The sequence below is a fragment of the Nonomuraea sp. NPDC050478 genome, assembly GCF_044458265.1.
Lineage (GTDB): Bacteria > Actinomycetota > Actinomycetes > Streptosporangiales > Streptosporangiaceae > Nonomuraea > Nonomuraea ferruginea.
Genome location: NZ_JBITHT010000001.1, coordinates 1,291,170 through 1,306,316, shown reverse-complemented (window position 1 = coordinate 1,306,316; position 15,147 = coordinate 1,291,170). Strand labels below are relative to the sequence as shown.

Genomic DNA, 15,147 nt, shown 5'->3' with positions numbered 1-15,147 from the left:
TCACCCTGCGGCCAGGCGTTGCCGTTCCTCCCTGACGATCTGCTCGGCCAGGGTCTCCTCCGAGATGTCGATGGCGTCCGGCGTCGACTCGGCGAGATGGCTGCGCCTGGCGTAGGCGTCGAACAGCGTGGCCTTGGCGTTCATGATCTCCAGCAGCCGCTCGTCCATGCTGTCGGGCGTGAGAAGGCGGTGCACCTGCACGCGCCGCACCTGGCCCATGCGGTACGCGCGGGCCACGGCCTGGCTCTCCATGGTCGGTTTGACCTGGGGCTCGCAAATGATCACGACGGATGCCGCCTGGAGGTTGAGCCCCACCCCGCCCGTCTGGATCTGCGCGAGCAGCACCGCGTGACCCCGGGCCGCGGTGAAGGCGTCGATCACCCCCTGACGGCGTTCCGGCGCCAGCTCGCCGCTGAGCGGCCCGTGGACCGGAGAGCCGAGGGCCTGGCCGACGGCGGCGAGCACGTCGCGGAAGTAGGAGAACACCACGACCTTGAGCTCCGCCTCGGCCGCCTCGTCGACCAGTTCGCGCAGCCGTTCCAGCTTGGCGGACTTCTCCGGCACCGCGTAGGCCGCGCGGCGCATCGTCATGAACCTGCCCGACGCCACCGCGTCCCGGTAAGCCTCGGCGTCGGCCGCGCTGAACTCCTCCCACTCGTCCATGTGCACCAGATCGGGCAGCTCCGTGACCACGTCCTGCTGGTTGCGGCGCAGGTAGACGGGCGCGACGGCGCGCCGGAACGCCTGCGCGCTGTCATTCGCCTCGACCGTGCCGAACAACCCCGGCTGGAGGTAGTCCACGAGGGAGCGGAACTCCTCGATCCGGTTCTCCATCGGCGTGCCGGTCATGAACAGGACCCTGCCGACCCTGTCGCACCACCCGGCCACGGCCTTGGAGCGGCGGGCCTGCCGATTCTTCACGTAGTGCGCCTCGTCGACGACGAGCACCCCCACCCGCGGCTCGATCTCCAGCGTGTGCAGCCCGGCGTACGTCGTGACCGCGACCCCGCCGCGTTCGAGCCACGCGGCGTGAGCCAGGCGGCGATCGTCGCCATGGAGCCGATAGGTCTTGAGCGAACTGCGGGTCTCGATCTCGCGCAGCCAGTTGACCAGCACGCTCGCCGGGCAGACCACCAGGGAATGCGTCGTGCCCCGCGCGTGCAGGTGAGCCATGACGGCGATCGCCTGGATCGTCTTGCCCAGCCCCATGTCGTCTCCGAGGATCACCCGGCGCTGGGCGAGCGCGAACCGGGCGCCGAACGCCTGATAGCCGCGGAGCGAGACCCGCCGCAGGGTGTCGTCGAGCTCCTGTTCCCTGACCCGCTCGGCCAGATCGCCGGGCAGGAAGCCCTCGGCGGCGGCCCGGTCCGACGGCGCCAGGGCCGAGAGCTCCGCCAGCAGGTTGTAGTAGTCGGCCGCGTGGATCTCGAAGTCGATCCACGCCAGGGCCCCGTCCGGCGGCGGGCGCAGCAGGTCCGTGGTCGCCTGGGCGATGAGCAGCCTGGTCTCGGTCTCGTCGGCCAGCAGGGCGGCGATCCGCTCCACGGCCCGCGCGGCGCGGGCGCGGCGGCGGCTTCCCGACAGCAGCCTGCGCAGCCAGTTGCCGATGGGGCGAGCCTGGGGAATCAGCTCTCTCAGCCTTCCCCCGACCGCCTCGGCCGTACGACGGGCGCGGGGCAGCTCGGGACCGACGGCGACCAGCCGGTGCAGCGCCAGGAGCAGCCGGGTGGTCTCGGCGTCCCGGTCGTCGACGTCGATGTGGACGGTGCGGGACCGCCTCGTGGCGAGCGCGATGCCCTCGGCCGCCTTCTGCGCCTGCTTGCGGGTCTGCGGCCCGACTCCCGGCAGCTTCTGCAGTTCGTACGGCATCGCTCGCAGAACGCTCCGTACGGTGGTGTAGCCGGCTTCCTCCAGCGCCCCGATCCGCAGCCGGCCGCTGGTGACGTCCTTCAGCCGGGACACCGGCATGGCGTCGAGTTCCGCCTCGGCCTGCCGGTCGCGGAGCGGTCCGAGAGCATCGCGGACCTCGGCGACCGCTCGTTCGTGCTCGACCACCAGGTCTCGCGCGTCGCCCAGCAGCCGCCGCGCGCGCCGTAACAGGTCTCGAACATCCCCGGCAGAGGGTGGTTCCATAGGTCAGAACGTATCTTCCCCAGTCCGAGATCGTGTCCCGCTGCTTGGGCGGGTGCCGACCGGGTAGTTTGACCAGGTTTCGACGCATCTGACCGAAGGGATGCCATCATCGGCAGCGACGCTTTCTCTCCGTGGGAGGACCGGCCGAGGCCGGCGCGCCGCCGCGTCACAGAAGCGGCGATCCTGAGCACTCGTGACCACACCCGGGCCGACGTCGCCCAGTGGACCTGCCCGCACGACCGGCACGCCGGGCACGGCTGCGTCACCTGCTACCACGCCTCGGCCGACGCCGACCCGGCCCTCCCCCTGTGGGAGGTCGCGGCCTGGTTCACCACCGAGCGGCCGATCCCGATCAGGGCACTGCAGGACGTGCACCGCCACGACCGCGCCCTCACCCTCACCCAGCCGTCGACCCCCCTCGTCTACCTCCTGACCGCGCAGGTGAGAGCCACCTTGGCCGCGGAGGCGGTGGCGGGCGTCGTGGGCTTCCTGGTGCAGAACCGGCACATCGTCGACGCGTTCACCGTGACGGAGATCCGCGCCACCCACTCCTAAAACCTTTCCAAGCCCCGGCCGCGACGAGTTCCGGCCGGGTCGCGGGTCTGTTCTCATGACCGCCATGGCGTCGTACGACGCCGCCCGTCACGAGGACCACGGAGGACACCATGACACTGCCCGGCCGCCCGCCCGTCGTCGACCTCGCCACCTGGCAGGCCGCCCGTGACAAGCTCCTGGTCCGCGAGAAGGCCCACACCCACGAGGGCGACGCCATCGCCGCCGCCCGCCGCCGGCTGCCGATGGTGGAGTTCGACGGTACGGTCGAGGTCGTCGGAGCCGACGGCCCCGTCCCGTTCCTGGACCTGTTCCAGGGCCGCGACGAGCTCGTGGTCTACAAGCACATGTGGCACGACGGCGCGCCGCACCAGGGGCAGTGCGAAGGCTGCACCGTCACGGCCTGGCACCTGAAGGACGCCGTCTACCTCAACGCCCGGGGCGTCTCGTTCGCCATCCTGACCACGGGCGTCTGGGACGAGGTGGCCCCCTTCGTCGACTTCATGGGCTACACCCAGCCCTGGTACTCGGTGCGCGACGTGGACGAGCCGGTGGGTGGAGAAATGGGGCACATCACCTGCTACCTGCGCGACGGCGACCGCGTGTTCCTCACCTACACCACGACGGGTCGTGGCATCGAATCCGCCGACGGGTCCTTCGGCCTGCTCGACATGACGCCTTACGGCCGCGGCGAGGCGTGGGAGGACAAGCCGGAGGGCTGGCCCGAGGGGCGCCACGCCTGCTGGTACTGGCGCTCGGACGCGGACGGCAACGCCACCTGGGGCCCCACCTCCCGCCCCGCACCACAGTGGACCCGCCCCGGCGCGACCCCGGTGGACACCCTCGGCCGCCAAGGCGACCACTGACCGGCTGGATGGCCTTTCCTGCCCGTACAGTGATCGAACGGCGGCCACCCCGACCTGCATTCCTTGCAGGCCGGTCAGCGTGGAGACCGCCGGCGAGGAGCGGCACCGGACATGAGCGACACGCCTGCCACCGACGGCCGCAGGACGGTCGGCGTGTTCCTCGTCCTCGCCACCGCGTTGACGATCGTCTGGGCGACGGGTTCATGGCTCGGCAAGATGTTCGACTGGACGCACCAGGGCTTCGCGTCGGCTGGGCGCCGGGCTCACCACCTTCGCCCTGACGTTATGGTCGCGTGGCGACGCCCCGGTCACGACCTGGCCGCACTGGCTCCTGCTCGGCGTGATGGTGCAGGGGACGCTCGCCGGACTCGCCGGGCTCGGCCACTGCGCCTATCTCGCCCGAAAATCACGGAAGGCGGATCGACAGCCACCTGCGCGAGAAGATCGATCTGCTTGAGGCCGGCCGCAAGCAGATCGCGCAACTCACCGCCGCAGGTCGTCTCCTATCTCGATCGACTCCGGGAGATCGGGGCGTCAGAGCGGGTGGTGGAGACTGAGCTCAAGTGCCCCGCGTTCCAGGACCCGGCATCGCGACCGAGCGCCAACGTGGCTGAGATGGACATTGCATCCCCGGCCCGATGAGCCATGGGCCGCTTCCTGCGGCAGTGCTGAGCGCCGCAGCCTCTGAGGATGCGGCGCTCTACTGCGTGGCTAGCTGTCCCCGCTCCGTACGGTGACGAACTGGGCGTTCAGCGCCGAACTGGTGGCGTCGTCACCCGACCAGATGAAGTTGTAAATGTAGATGCCCTCCTGATCGGGGCGATCGCGGAATCGGAACGACCCGCCCTTGGAGACACGAACCGTACCGAGTTCCGTGCTCACGCCGTCCGGACTCGCACGTATCACCGTCAGCGACGGTCGTGCGGTGGGCGCCTTGTCACCGAACTTCAACTTGCCCGCGATGGGGAGTCGCTTCCCGATGACCCAGTCCACAGGACCCTTCAGGCTAATCGACGCGGACTGATGGACGACCTGGACGGACACCGATGCCGTGCTGCCCCGAACGTCGGCTGAGCCGCCCCAGGTCACGTCGTAGCCGACAGTCCCGGCGACTGGCGGGGTGTCGGTGATGATGAACGTACCGTCTGCTGCTGTTCGCGCGCTGCGGAGTGTCTCGCTGGTCCCGTCCGGCAGCCGGCGGGTCACTTCGAGCTGTTGCCTCCCCGCGGTCACGCCTTCGGGCATGGTGACCCGACCGGCCAGGGACAACGGCTCCAGCGCCGTCGCCTCTTCCGGAGCCGTCAGCGTCATGGTCGAGGGCAGCAGGGTGACGTCTTCCAGCCGCCACAGGCGAATCGTGTTGGCGGTGCCGGAGGTCCACAGTACGGCGAAGACGTCGTCACCGACGATGGTGAGACTTCCGCCGAGGACCTTGGGAGTCGGCCACCCGCTGGGGACCATCTTCGTGTACGTGGTCGCCCCGGTGGCCGCGTCGTAGAGCTCGATGCCTCGATCGTCCGACCACCACCCGCCCGCGATGTGGGCGCCATCCGAGCTGACCGCTACGCCTACCGCCTGCTCCAGTGCCGATGAACTGCGACCGTACTCTTGGATCTTGGTCAGGCTCGTCGTGTCCCAGGTCTCGTATCCACTTGAGAACGCCAGCACGGCCGCCGAACCGTCTGGTGTGACGACAAGGTCTCGCAGGTCGTGCCGACCGTGGGACTCATGGTCGATCTCACCGCGGAGTGCGAAAGAACTGGCGCTCACGTCGTACACCAGGATGTCCGTCAGAACCTCTCGAGGTTCAGCGAGCACCAACGTGTTCCCCGCGACATCGAAGAGAGGTGCGGCAGGCTGTCTGGTCACGACCGGGATCGGTTGCGGGGCCGAGGCCGACACATCGAGCCGGGCTAGACCGCCGGTGTCCCGTTCGCACCCATAAGCTGCCCACAGCAACCCGTCAGACATCACCAGGCGGGTAGGGCAGGGGTACGCCGCAAAGTCGATTCGCCGAATGATTGCGAGGGTGGCGGTGTCGATCTCGATGACTTCATGAGAGTCATGCAATGCCGCGTACACATGCATGCCATCCGGTGCCGCAGCGAGGCCTGCCACATCCACGAGATCGGTGATGGCACCGACCAGCACACCATCGGCGTCCGTGACCACGATGCGATCCCCGGCGGACACGAAGACCTTTCCTCCGCCCGCTGCCACATCACTGTGCGAAGAGAGGTCGACGGACACACCGAGGTCTGTTATCGAGTCGGCGGCCGAAGCCGCAGGCGCCACGACAACGAGGGCCACCGTCATGATCATGGTGCCGAGGATGGCGACTAAGAGCTCCTAACGCAATGAGGTCAGGCGTCGCCAGCAGATGAGTGCGCAGGCCAGCTTGAGGAAGGCCTCATGGATGTCGGCGCGGACTTCCCAGCGGATACGCAGGCGTCGGAAGGCGTGCAGCAGGGCGAAGGTCTGCTCGACAACCCAGCGTTGTTTGCCCAGGCCGGAGCCGTGTTCGGTACCGCGTCGGGCGATCAGCGGGCGGATCTGCAGCTCGCGTACCAGGTTGCGGTACTTGTCGTGGTCGTAGCCGCGGTCGGCGAGCACGACGTCGGGACGCTGGCGGGGTCGGCCGCGCTTGCCGCGCACCTTCGGGATGGCGTCCAGCAGCGGGCGTAGTTGCGTGACGTCGTTGCGATTGGCGCCGGTCAAGATGACGGCGAGGGGGATGCCGGTGGCCTCGGTGATCAGGTGGTGCTTGCTGCCGGCGCGTCCGCGGTCGACCGGGGACGGGCCGGTCTGCGCCCCCCTTTTAACGCTCTGATCTGCGAGGAGTCCACTGCAGCCCGGGAGAAGTCGAGGGCGTCGGCGGCCCGTAGCCGATCGAGCAGGACCTCGTGCAGCCGCTGCCAGACGCCGGCCTTGTTCCACTCGGCCAGCCGCCGCCAGCACGTCATGCCCGAGCCGTAGCCGAGTTCCTGCGGCAGGTGCTCCCAAGCGATCCCGGTGTGCAGCACGAACAAGATGCCCTGCAACGCAAGCCGGTCATCCAGCCGCTTACGTCCCGGATGCCGGAACCTGCGCTGATGCTCGGGCAACAGTGGCTTGATCACCGCCCACAGCTCGTCGCTGACCTCCCATGGCTTCAGCTTGGTCACCCGCGCTCCTCTCGCTCGGCTACAGCGAGAGATCAAAGCACAACAGAGATCATTCTGTTAGGCGTTCTAATCGGTGGATGGGCCGGACGATGTCCAACCATTTCGCGAGTGCGGAGCGCACGTGTACTTCACTCCAAGCAAAGAGCCGAGGACGAATGAGGACGTCACGATCAAGCCAGAGAAGCGAAGGTGAGGTCAAGATCCGGAATTCGTCACCGTTCGATCACGAACAAGCACTCCGGATCTCCCCAGCTCGCGGCTGGGCACCTCACACACTTGCACGGCCACCATCTGCGCCCGCTGGTGCGAAGGGGGTCGAGCACCGGCACGGGGGTACCGGTGCTGCCTGGACTGAACAGGCGCTGAAGGTCCACCGACCGTCCTGTACAGCAGCTCAGCTCAAGGTCAAAAATCCAATGCCGGAGAAGCCGCTGTACGCGAATCTGTGGACATGAACGACGATGTCCACTCGGGTCATCACTGGCGTTCCCTGTACGAGAGCGTCCTTGGCCACGAGGGCGACGGGTCGGGTGACATGCTGCTGCGGTGGTTGGATGAGCATCCGGCGCACGTGGCGGAGGTGCGGGAGGCGGGACGGCCCGGAAGCCACCTGGTCCCCCTGGGGAAGTCCACCGGGAGGGGCTACAGCCCGCTGGAGCGGTTGTATGCCGTGAACCGCATCCTTGACCTGCTCATCCTGAACTACCAGGACATCGCGAACGATGCCTATCCCCCGGTCGGCGTCTATCCCGCCTTCTGTGAGGCGCTGGGCGCGGACCGGATCGGCAGGCGGGCGTTTCACCCGTTCTTCCACGAGGTCGTCGAGGTGCGGCAGGCCGACGATCCTGACGAGCCGCCCTCGATCGTCGAGGAGCGCTGGCCCGGCTACATGATGGGGTCGATGCTGCTGACGCGAGCCGGGGTGATCGTCACCGCCGGGGCGCGGCATCTGGTCGCGGGGGTCGCCGATCGGTCAACCTTGTACTGGACCTTCTGGCGCCGGTCACGGCCCTACCAGGACCTCTCGCACGGTTGGGGGAGCAACTCGCAGTGGGGAACCAGTTTCCGCCGCGACTACCTGGTCGACGGCCGATTGCACTACAACGTGGACGAGTTCCTGGATCCGGCTGACTCTCGGGGAGGCGACGAGGGTGACCTCGACCCGGCCTCGACGATCGAGATCGTCCGCTACCGGTGCAGCACCGTCGTCGATCACGGTGGCGAACTCTTCCCCTACAACGACCATCATGTCGAGCCGGCCCCTGCGGACTGACTCGACGCAGGCCGGCTCAGCGGTAGGTCCGGGACGCCCCCAGGTGCGCGTGCTCGTTGTACGACAGCAGGCTCAGCCCTGAGGAGCCCGCCAGCACGGCGGTGATGGACGCGTTCACCATGACGCGGTTGAGTGCGACGACGCCGGTGGCCGGGACCCCCAGGAGCGAGCCTGCCGTGGCGGCGATGACGCCGGCGGAGGTCACCACGACAGCGTCCTGACCAGGCGCGAGACGGCCGGGGATGGCGTGCAGCGCCTCGACCGCGGAGCCGGCGAAGGTGTCCCATCCTCCCGGGCGGCCTTGCTCGATCCACTGCTTGAGTGCCTGGTCGAGGTGGGTCTGGAACTGGCGGCTGTCGCCGGTGGTCTGCGAAGTGCCATCGTCCAGGTACCGGCGGACGAGCCCGAGGTGGTCGTACTCGTTCCAGCGCGGATCCTCGACGGGGACGGCGGCCGGCAGGCCGAGCAGCGCGGCGGTGTCCTTCTGCCGGCGCAGCGACCCGGAAACGAGCAGCGGCTCGCGCGCCCGGCCCAAGAGCTCCTGCCCGACGAGCCGGGCCTGGTGACGGCCGAGCTCGCTCAGGGCGTCGTAGTCCGCCGCGCCGAACGACGCCTGCCCGTGCCTGACGAGATAGATCACAGCCATCGCAACTCCACCTATGACACCGACGTGCTGCGGGCACGCACCGTCCACACGTGCCACGCACCGGCCACGAGTCCGACCGCGGCCAGTATCACCATGCCAGGGAGCAGCCCTCCGGGCGGCGCCGCCTGCTCCAGCAGCACGAACGCCCCCATCACCAGCACGAACCAGCCGAAGACGCTCCGCAGCCGGGCTTCGGGGATCCGTCCGGCGAGCCAGCCGCCGAGCACGCTGCCGAGGATGGCGGCCGCGGTGACGCCGATGGCGAGGTCCCAGGCGATGGAGACGCTGGTCAGGTAGCCGGCGAGGCCGGCGAAGGACTTCATCGCGATCACGATCAGCGAGGTGCCGACCGCGGCGGCCATCGGCAGCCCGCCGAGCAGCGCGAGGGCGGGGACGACGAGGAACCCTCCCCCGGCGCCGACCAGTCCGGTCACCAGGCCGACCACCACGCCGTCGATCAGGGCGCGGACCACGGCCACGTCGCCGCGGGCGTGCGCCGGTTCGGTACGCCGGGCGCGGAGCATCGCGATGGAGGTGGCGACCATCATCAGCGCGAAGCCGATCAGCAGGAGCCGCCCGGGTACGTAGCCGCCGAGTATGCCTCCGCCGAAGGCGCCGACCATCCCGCCGGCGCCGAAGAGCACCCCCGTGCGCCACCGGATCCGGCCCGCACGGGCGTGGGTGACCGCCCCGGCGACCGAGGTCGCGGCCACGACCAGCAGGGAGGTGGCGATCGCCTGCTTCGGCTCCAGCCCCGCGACGTAGACCAGAATCGGCACCGTCAGGATCGAGCCACCACCCCCCAGAGCGCCGAGCGCGACGCCGACCAGTAACGAGAGCGCCAGCACGCCGGCGAGGGTCATGCCCCTCCGCTCGTCACCGTGAGGCCGGCGCCCGCCGCCTCGCCGAAGTGGTCGTCGACCGCCACCACGTCCCGGCCCGCCGCGGCGAGCAGCGACGCCGCCACCGAGGCGCGGTAGCCGCTCTGGCAGTGGATCCACAGCTCCCCGCCGGGCAGCTCCGATGACCGCAGCTCGTGCAGCGGCGCGTTCACCGCGCCCTCGATGTGCCCGGCCTCGAACTCGTCGGTCCGCCGTACGTCCAGGACCACGACCGGCCGCTCCCGCAGCACCTCGGCGAGGCGGCGGAAGTCGGCCTGACAGAAGGTGGCCGGCTCCCGGTCGCTCCACTGCTCGGGACCTCCGGTGGCCGCAGCCGCCGGACGGTCGATGCCGATCCGTACCAGCTCGCGCTGCGCCTGTGAGACGTGTTCGGGCAGCTCGCCCAGCAGGGTGATCGGGGTTCCCCAGTCGAACAACCAGCCCAGGTTGGTCGCGAACGAGCCGTCCAGCCCGAAGTTGAAGCTGCCCGGCACGTGGCCGGCCGCGAAGGCCGTCCTGTTCCGCAGGTCGACCACCCACTCCCCCGCGTCGACGCGGCGCCGGATCTCCTCCGGCGTCGCCTCGCGCGGGAACGTCAGATCGGGCCGTTCAGGGCCGGCGCTGTTCAGCGACGCCATGTGGACGTAGTACGCCGGCCAGTCGCCCAGCCCTTCCAGCAGCTGCCGGACGTAGGTGTCCTCGTCGTGCAGCAGCACGGGGTTGCTGGAACGCTCCATGCCGATGGTGGACTGCGCGGCGTCGGACTGCGTGGCCGAGCAGAACGAGCCGAACCCGTGGGTCGGGTAGAGCAGCGCGTCGTCCGGCAGCAGCTCGCGCAGCCGCCGCGCGGAGCCGTGCTGCAAGCGGGCCAGCCGGTCGGTGTGCTCCTCGCCCAGCAGGTCCGGCCGCCCGGTCGAGCCGTAGAGCAGCGACCCTCCGGAGAAGACCGCCAGCCCCTGCCCCGAGTGCCGGTCGTGCAGCACGTAGGAGAGGTGGTTGAAGGTGTGCCCCGGCGTGGCCACGACCTCCACCCGGATCCGGTCCCCGATCCCGAGCGACTGCCCGTCGTGGAGCGGCTCCCGGTCGAAGGCGACCTCGTCGCTGCCGTTGAGCAGGTACGCCGCGCCGGTCTCCCTGGCCAGCGCGAGCCCGCCGGTGACGTAGTCGTTGTGGACGTGGGTCTCGAACACGTGCGTCAGCGACAGGCCCACGCGGTCCAGCACCTCCAGCACCCGGTCGATGTCGCGCTGCGGGTCCACCACGAACGCCACCGATCCGTCGTGCACCAGGTAGCTGCGGTCACCCAGGCTCGGGGTGTCGATCGACACGATCGACAGCGTCCGTTGCGGGGTGACGCCGGTGGGGGTCATGCCCGGCCCCCTTCGTCGACGCACTTCAGCACGCGTTCGGCGAGCATCGGCAGGGTGGTGGGCCTGGCGCCCACGGCGTCCTCGACCGCGCTGGCGATCGTGGCCGCGCACGGCCCGATCGGCGGCTCCCCGATGCCCCGCGCGTTGAACGGCCCCACGCCCTCACCGGACTCCAGGACCTTCACCTCGATCTCCGGGCAGTCGGCGGCCGTCGGGATGGCGTACTGGTAGAAGGCGCCAGTGAGGTTGACGGCCTCGTCGTACACGATCCGCTCGGACAGGGCGTATCCCAGGCCCTGCACGACCGCGCCCTCGATCTGGCCGCGCACGCTGAGCGGGTTGATCGCCCGGCCCACGTCGTGGGCGGCGACGTAGCGCAGTGGCCGCACCTCACCGGTCCGGGTGTCGACCTCGATGTACGCCGCGTGGGCCCCGAAGGTGAAGTCCGGGACGATCCGCTCGGAGTCGATCAGCTGGGTAACCGGCTTCGCGGTGGGCGCGAAGTACGTCTTCATCGCGTTGATCGCCACGCCGTTCGCCAGGCACATCGCCACGACCTCGGCCAGCGGCACCACCCCCTCAGGCGTGAGCACGCCGCCCTCGGCGAGCGTCAGGTCGTGCTCGGCACAGCCGGTCGCCTTCGCCACGCCCGCCACCAGCTGGGCGCGGAGCTCGCGGGCCGCCGACAGCACGGCGTTGCCGGACATGTAGAGCTGCCGGGTCGCCGTGGTCCGTCCCGCCAGCGGGGTGCGCGCGCTGTCGCCGAAGTGGACCGTGACGTTCTCGATCGGCACGCCCAGCACCTCGGCGGCGATCTGCGCCAGCGACGACACCTGGCCGCCGCCCACGTCGGGCACGCCGCAGCGCACCACGACGCCGCCGTCGCGCTCGCAGCCCACCCATGCGGACGCGGAGTCGTTCATCCACGCCACCCGCCCGTACGGCTGCACGTTGCACGCCAGTCCCAGACCCACCCGGTGCTCGGGTGAGGACGGCTCGGGCCGAGGGCCGATCGCCTCCATCACCGCGTCGATGCACTGCGGCAGCCACACGGCGGTCTCGATGGGCTGTCCGGCGGGGATCCGGTCGCCCGTCTTGAAGGCGTTGCGCTTGCGGACCTCCACGCGGTCCCGGCCGGCCGCGTCGGCGACCTTGTCGATCTGCGCCTCGTAGCCCAGCACCGGCTGCATCCCGCCGAACCCGCGGAACGCCGAACCCGGCGTGTTGTTCGTGTAGGCCGCACGCGAGCGCACCCGTACGTTGTCGCACCGGTACGGCCCGGCCGCGTTCAGGGTGATGTACAGCAGCACGAAACCGCTCAGCAGCGGGTAGGCGCCCGCGTCCGAGACGATGTCGATGTCGTGGGCCAGCAGCTGCCCGTCCTCGGTCGCCGCGGTCCGGTAGCTCATCCGCACCGGGTGCCGCTTGGCCCGCGCGGTCAGCGACTCCTGCCGGCTCCAGGTCATCTTCACCGGCCGGCCGGTCCGCTGCACCGCCAGCGCGATGTACGGCTCGACGGTCATGTCCTCCTTGCCGCCGAAGCCGCCGCCGAGGTAGGGCGCCTGGACGCGCACCTTGGAGTCCGGCAGCCCGACGACGTGCGCGATGCGCCGGTAGTGCTCGATCTCCTGCGTGGAGACCTTGATGTTGATGACGCCTTCGTCGTCCAGCCACCCGATGCCGGTCTCCGGCTCCAGGTAGGCATGGTCGACGACCTGCGCCTCGTAGCGGCCCTCCACCACGATCGGCGCCTCGGCGAACACCTTGTCGACGTCGCCGCGGTCGATGTTCCACTCGCTGAGCAGGTTGCCGCCCTCGTGCACCCGCGCCGAGCCGGACTCCAGGGCCGACTCCGGGTCCGAGACCACAGGGAGCGCGTCGTACTCGATCTCCACCAGCGCCTCGGCGGCGGCCAGCGCCCGCGTGTTCTCGGCCACCACCAGCGCGACCGGTTCGCCGTGGTAGCGCACCCGCTCGGTGGCCAGCACCCAAGACGGCGGCAGCGGCCGCCCCTTGATCCCGGCGGTGTTGGTCGGGATCTCGTTGTTGGGCACGTCCTCGCCGAAGAGCACGGCGACGACCCCGGGCACCGCCAGCGCGGCGGTCGCGTCCTTGGCCACGATCCGCGCCGAGGGCAGCGGCGAACGGACCAGGCGGGCGTAGAGCTGGCCGACGACGTCGAAGTCACCGGCGTAGCGGGTCTTGCCGAGCAGCTTCTCGCGCGAGTCCTGCCGCTTCACCTCGGTGTTGACCACGCGGGTCGTCTCCCGGGCGCGGCTCGGGACCGTCTCCGTCATCGGGTCGCCCCCTCCTCCGCCGCCTTGACCACGGCGTCCACGATCGCCTGGTAGCCGGTGCACCGGCAGAGGTTGCCGTGCAGGTGCTCGCGCACCTTGGCGGGCGTGACCTCGTCGCCGGAGCGGAGCAGCTCGACGGCCGACATCAGCATCCCCTGCGTGCAGAAGCCGCACTGGGAAGCGCCGGTCTCCCAGAACTTCGCCTGCAGCGGGCTCAGCTCCTCGCCTTCGGCCAGGGACGCGCTGGTCTCCACCCGCGCGCCGTCGACCTGGACCGCCAGGGTGGTGCAGCCGGTCGCCGACCGGCCGTCGACGAGCACCGTACAGGTCCCGCAGGTGCCCTCGTTGCAGCCCTCCTTGACCTCGTAGGCGTGGGCCTGCTCGCGCAGCCAGCGCACCAGCGTGGTGTCGGCGGGCGCGTGACCGGTGACCTCCTTGCCGTTGAGCGTCATCCGGGTCTCGACGTGGCTCATGCCTGTTCCCTCCTCGCGTCGGCGCAGGCGTCCCTGACCGCCCGCACCGCCATCGCCTCGATCAGCCGGGCCCGGTCCGCACCCTTGGTGTACGGGTCGTCGGCGACGTCGAGAGCCGCGGCCAGGCCCGACATCACCCGCTCCGCCTCCGCGACGGTGACACCGGTGAGCCGTCGCTCGACCGCTTCCAGCCGGAGCGGCCGGTCGGCGGCGCCGGTCACGGCGACGGCCGCGCTCCTGATCCGGTCGCCGTCCAGCGCGACGCCCGCGGCTGCGGAGGCCAGGGCGAAGTCGCCGGCGCGGCGTGAGTACTCGTGGAAGCCCCACCCGTGGCGCGGGCGCAGCGGTATCCGGACCGCCGTCACCAGCTCCCCCGAGCGGAGGTCGGTCTGGTAGTAGCCCAGCGAGAACTCCCGCGCCGGGCGCCACTCCTGGCGGCCCAGGCTCTCGACCCGGTAGTCGGCCTCCAGTACGTGGCAGCTCACCGGCAGCTCGGCCGCCGCGTCCCCGTGGGAGACCGAGCCGCCGATGGTGCCGCGGTTGCGGATCCGCTGGCTGCCGATGTGGGCGGCGGCCATCGCGAGCAGCGGCGCGTGCTCGGCGATCAGCGGGTCGGTGGTCAGTTCGGCGTGGGTGACCGCCGCGCCGACGACGAGGTGGCCGCCGTCGACGCCGATCGTGCGCAGCGCGGGGATGCCCGACACGTCGACCAGGAACGCGGGCGCGGCCAGGCCGAGGTTCATCATCGGCACCAGGCTCTGGCCTCCCGAGATCGGGCGGGTGTCCTCGCCTCCCTCGGCGAGCAGGGTGAGCGCCTCGGGGACGCTGCGGGCCCGCTCGTAGGCCATCGTGGTGAGTACGTCCGACATCAGCGGGTCTCCCTCCTCCCGACGCTCCGGCCGAGGAGGAAGGCGAGGACCAGCGCCACCAGGCCCGCGGCCGCGCCGGCGAGCTGCTTCTTGGGCACCAGCGAGCCGTCGAGCAGGTTGATCGGCTCGGCCTCGACGGCCGGGGCGACCGGGCTGCCGGCGGCCGGGGCGGGCTCGTCGATCCTGGTGGCGAGGCTGTCGGCGAACTGGCGCATCAGCTTCGAGCTCACGTCCTTGATCGGCCCCTGCCCGAGTTGGGCGACTCGGCCGGTGAGGCCCAGGTCGGTCGCCAGGGTCACCTGCGTACCGCCGGGGACCTCGGTCAGGCCGGCCTTGATCTTGGCCTTCACCGTGCCGCCGCCGCGGCCGTCGCGGCCGCCGACCTCGATGGTGGCCACCTTGTTCACCTCGTCCTTGACGAGGAACCTGGCCTCACCCGTATAGGTCATGTTCATCGGGCCGATACGCAGCGCCACCCGGCCGGTGAGCGCCTCGCCCTCGACGGACTCCACGGTGGCGCCGGGCACGCAGGGGGCGACCCGGCCCAGGTCGGTGAGGAACTCCCACGCCCGCTCCGGGGTCGCGGGCACGATGAACTGGTTGTCGATGCGCACGGTGACTCC

13 protein-coding genes are annotated in these 15,147 nt (G+C 70.4%); 3 read left to right on the top strand and 10 right to left on the bottom strand.

Features of this window, described 5'->3' with window-relative positions; all coding sequences use genetic code 11:
• The gene (locus ACIBF7_RS06265) at positions 1 to 2,133 is read right to left on the bottom strand and encodes a DEAD/DEAH box helicase (protein WP_397196573.1); all 2,133 of its coding nucleotides are present in this window, start codon (positions 2,131 to 2,133) and stop codon (positions 1 to 3) included.
• 369 nt (positions 2,134 to 2,502) lie between these two features.
• Here ACIBF7_RS06265 and ACIBF7_RS06260 point away from each other — a divergent pair, with 369 nt between their 5' ends.
• Both ACIBF7_RS06260 and ACIBF7_RS06255 read left to right on the top strand, forming a co-directional pair.
• Positions 2,503 to 2,688 (top strand): hypothetical protein, encoded by a 186-nt coding sequence (locus ACIBF7_RS06260; protein ID WP_148036179.1) that lies wholly within the window; start codon positions 2,503 to 2,505, stop codon positions 2,686 to 2,688.
• 110 nt (positions 2,689 to 2,798) lie between these two features.
• Positions 2,799 to 3,551 (top strand): DUF899 family protein, encoded by a 753-nt coding sequence (locus ACIBF7_RS06255; RefSeq protein ID WP_397196572.1) that lies wholly within the window; start codon positions 2,799 to 2,801, stop codon positions 3,549 to 3,551.
• Positions 3,552 to 4,262: 711 nt separating this feature from the next.
• Here ACIBF7_RS06255 and ACIBF7_RS06250 read toward each other — a convergent pair.
• Positions 4,263 to 5,873, bottom strand: a complete 1,611-nt coding sequence (locus ACIBF7_RS06250; RefSeq protein ID WP_397196571.1) for a hypothetical protein — start codon at positions 5,871 to 5,873, stop codon at positions 4,263 to 4,265.
• Positions 5,874 to 5,900: 27 nt separating this feature from the next.
• A protein-coding gene (locus ACIBF7_RS06245) for an IS5 family transposase (protein ID WP_378525268.1) occupies positions 5,901 to 6,706 on the bottom strand; the annotation gives its coding sequence in 2 pieces (ribosomal slippage) (positions 5,901 to 6,358 and positions 6,358 to 6,706; 807 coding nt in all).
• A gap of 460 nt (positions 6,707 to 7,166) precedes the next feature.
• Between ACIBF7_RS06245 and ACIBF7_RS06240 the strand changes: the two genes are divergently transcribed.
• Entirely contained in the window at positions 7,167 to 7,988 is an 822-nt protein-coding gene (locus tag ACIBF7_RS06240; protein WP_397196570.1) for a hypothetical protein, read from the top strand.
• 16 nt (positions 7,989 to 8,004) lie between these two features.
• On the opposite strand, the gene ACIBF7_RS06235 is transcribed toward ACIBF7_RS06240, so the two are convergent.
• The 7 genes from ACIBF7_RS06235 to ACIBF7_RS06205 are packed head-to-tail and all read right to left on the bottom strand — an operon-like array spanning position 8,005 to position 15,138.
• On the bottom strand, positions 8,005 to 8,634 hold the full coding sequence (locus tag ACIBF7_RS06235; RefSeq protein WP_364231877.1) for a histidine phosphatase family protein: 630 nt from the start codon (positions 8,632 to 8,634) through the stop codon (positions 8,005 to 8,007).
• Between the two features lie 11 nt (positions 8,635 to 8,645).
• Positions 8,646 to 9,497 carry a sulfite exporter TauE/SafE family protein gene (locus ACIBF7_RS06230; protein WP_397196569.1) on the bottom strand — a complete coding sequence of 284 codons (852 nt, stop codon included), beginning with the start codon at positions 9,495 to 9,497 and terminating at the stop codon, positions 8,646 to 8,648.
• Positions 9,494 to 10,885 carry a rhodanese-like domain-containing protein gene (locus ACIBF7_RS06225; protein ID WP_397196568.1) on the bottom strand — a complete coding sequence of 464 codons (1,392 nt, stop codon included), beginning with the start codon at positions 10,883 to 10,885 and terminating at the stop codon, positions 9,494 to 9,496. The genes ACIBF7_RS06230 and ACIBF7_RS06225 overlap by 4 nt, the downstream gene beginning before the upstream one ends.
• A complete protein-coding gene (locus ACIBF7_RS06220; protein WP_397196567.1) occupies positions 10,882 to 13,182 on the bottom strand; it encodes a xanthine dehydrogenase family protein molybdopterin-binding subunit in 2,301 nt (766 codons plus the stop codon). Before ACIBF7_RS06220 ends, ACIBF7_RS06225 begins: the two co-directional genes overlap by 4 nt.
• Positions 13,179 to 13,655: a (2Fe-2S)-binding protein gene (locus ACIBF7_RS06215; RefSeq protein WP_148036171.1), complete on the bottom strand. Its 477-nt coding sequence runs from the start codon at positions 13,653 to 13,655 to the stop codon at positions 13,179 to 13,181. Before ACIBF7_RS06215 ends, ACIBF7_RS06220 begins: the two co-directional genes overlap by 4 nt.
• A complete protein-coding gene (locus ACIBF7_RS06210) occupies positions 13,652 to 14,524 on the bottom strand; it encodes a xanthine dehydrogenase family protein subunit M (RefSeq protein ID WP_271276652.1) in 873 nt (290 codons plus the stop codon). Before ACIBF7_RS06210 ends, ACIBF7_RS06215 begins: the two co-directional genes overlap by 4 nt.
• Positions 14,524 to 15,138: an SRPBCC family protein gene (locus ACIBF7_RS06205; RefSeq protein WP_397196566.1), complete on the bottom strand. Its 615-nt coding sequence runs from the start codon at positions 15,136 to 15,138 to the stop codon at positions 14,524 to 14,526. Before ACIBF7_RS06205 ends, ACIBF7_RS06210 begins: the two co-directional genes overlap by 1 nt.
• Positions 15,139 to 15,147: the final 9 nt, after the last annotated feature.

What these genes read in the sequence shown, in the direction of transcription:
- ACIBF7_RS06220 (WP_397196567.1), bottom strand. Translation starts at nt 13,182, where the DNA reads ATGACGGAGACGGTCCCGAGCCGCGCCCGGGAGACGACCCGCGTGGTC.
- ACIBF7_RS06250 (WP_397196571.1), bottom strand. Translation starts at nt 5,873, where the DNA reads ATGATCATGACGGTGGCCCTCGTTGTCGTGGCGCCTGCGGCTTCGGCC.
- ACIBF7_RS06230 (WP_397196569.1), bottom strand. Translation starts at nt 9,497, where the DNA reads ATGACCCTCGCCGGCGTGCTGGCGCTCTCGTTACTGGTCGGCGTCGCG.
- ACIBF7_RS06255 (WP_397196572.1), top strand. Translation starts at nt 2,799, where the DNA reads ATGACACTGCCCGGCCGCCCGCCCGTCGTCGACCTCGCCACCTGGCAG.
- ACIBF7_RS06210 (WP_271276652.1), bottom strand. Translation starts at nt 14,524, where the DNA reads ATGTCGGACGTACTCACCACGATGGCCTACGAGCGGGCCCGCAGCGTC.
- ACIBF7_RS06235 (WP_364231877.1), bottom strand. Translation starts at nt 8,634, where the DNA reads ATGGCTGTGATCTATCTCGTCAGGCACGGGCAGGCGTCGTTCGGCGCG.
- ACIBF7_RS06215 (WP_148036171.1), bottom strand. Translation starts at nt 13,655, where the DNA reads ATGAGCCACGTCGAGACCCGGATGACGCTCAACGGCAAGGAGGTCACC.
- ACIBF7_RS06240 (WP_397196570.1), top strand. Translation starts at nt 7,167, where the DNA reads ATGAACGACGATGTCCACTCGGGTCATCACTGGCGTTCCCTGTACGAG.
- ACIBF7_RS06265 (WP_397196573.1), bottom strand. Translation starts at nt 2,133, where the DNA reads ATGGAACCACCCTCTGCCGGGGATGTTCGAGACCTGTTACGGCGCGCG.
- ACIBF7_RS06225 (WP_397196568.1), bottom strand. Translation starts at nt 10,885, where the DNA reads ATGACCCCCACCGGCGTCACCCCGCAACGGACGCTGTCGATCGTGTCG.